Source organism: Trueperaceae bacterium, from assembly GCA_031581195.1.
GTDB lineage: Bacteria > Deinococcota > Deinococci > Deinococcales > Trueperaceae > SLSQ01.
The window spans coordinates 1-1452 of the sequence record JAVLCF010000217.1 but is presented as its reverse complement, the minus strand read 5'-3'; the positions used below and the strand labels follow the sequence as shown (position 1 = coordinate 1452).

General features: G+C 79.8%; 1 protein-coding gene. It reads left to right on the top strand.

What is annotated here, in order from left to right:
* Nucleotides 1–1435 (top strand): HD domain-containing protein (locus tag RI554_11550; protein MDR9392647.1); only part of this gene is annotated, 1435 nt, incomplete at its 5' end.
* Nucleotides 1436–1452: the final 17 nt, after the last annotated feature.

Here is a 1452-nt window from a genome sequence, read left to right as displayed (position 1 = left end):
CTGGCGCGCCCTCCTCGACCGCCTCCTTGGCGGGCGGGCCCACCGCCCCCCGCTCGCCCCGTGGCCGCCGCTGGAGGCGTTCGCTCCGGTCCCCGCGGGCGGCGTCGTGGTCGGCGGCGCGGTGCGGGACGCGTTGCTCGGCCGCCCGGTCCGCGACGTCGACTGGTGGGTGCCCGACCCCGCCGCCGCCGCCCGCGACCTCGCCGACCGCGTGGACGGCACGCCGGTCGAGCTGGACACCGCCCGCCGCCACTGGCGGGTCGTCGCCGCCGACGGGCGCACCCTGGACCTCACGCCGAGCACCGGGCCGCTGGAGGCCGACCTCGCCCGCCGCGACTACACGATCAACGCCATGGCGGTGGGGCCCGACGGCCCCACCGACCCGCTCGGGGGGGCGGAGGCCCTGGCGGCCCGCACGCTGGTGGCCTGCGGACCCGACGTCCTCGCCGACGACCCGCTGCGCGGCCTGCGCGGCATCCGCCTCGCCGCGACGCACGACCTCGCGTGGGACCCCGCCACGCGCGCCGCGGCGGCGGACGTCGCGCGGCGCATCGCGGCGGGCGCCCTCCCCCGCCCGGCGGCGGAGCGCTTGGGAAGCGAACTGACCGAGCTCCTGCACGCCGAACGCCCCGGCGCCGCCCTCGCCGACGCGCACGCCCTGGGGTGGTTGACGCTGCTGCTGCCCGACCTCGCGGCGGGCGACGGCGTCGAGCAGGGCGGCCTCCACCACCGCGACGTGCTGCACCACCAGCTCGAGGCGCTCGACCGACTCGTCGCGGCGTTCCCGGACGCGGCGACCGACCTGCGGCTGGCGACCCTGCTGCACGACGTCGGCAAGCCCGCCTGCGCGGCGCGCGGCCCCCTGGGCCGCCGCACCTTCCACGGCCACGCCGAGCACGGCGCGACGCTCACCGCCGCCGCGTTGCGTGCCCTGCGCTTCCCGCGCGAGACGGTACGGCGCGCCGCGGCGCTCGTGGCGGCGCACATGGTGCCGCTCCCGACGACGGAGCGTTCCGCCCGCCGCTTCGTACACCGCCGCGCCGACCTGCTGCCCGACCTGCTGGCGTTGATGCTCGCCGACCGCGAGGCGGCCCGCGGCCCCCTCGCGAACGCCGCGTCGAGGCGCCGCTACCGCGAAGCGGTCGGGCGGGTGCTGGCGGTCCACCACGCCGCCCCGCCCCCCGCGCCACTCCTGCGCGGCGGCGACGTCATGGACCTCCTCGACCTGCCGCCCGGCCCCCGCGTCGGAGAGGCGCTCGCCTTCGTCGAGGAGGCGCGCGCGGTGGGGGACGTGCGCGACGCGGACGACGCCCGCGCCGCGCTGTCGGCCCTGCCCGAGGGCCACGCCTTCGCCGTGCCCGAGGTGCTCTTCGCCAAGATCACCGACGAGCAGCGCGATGAATGGGCGGCCCGGTTCGCCGGCGTGCCGGGGTGAGCGGCGGGCCACCAACG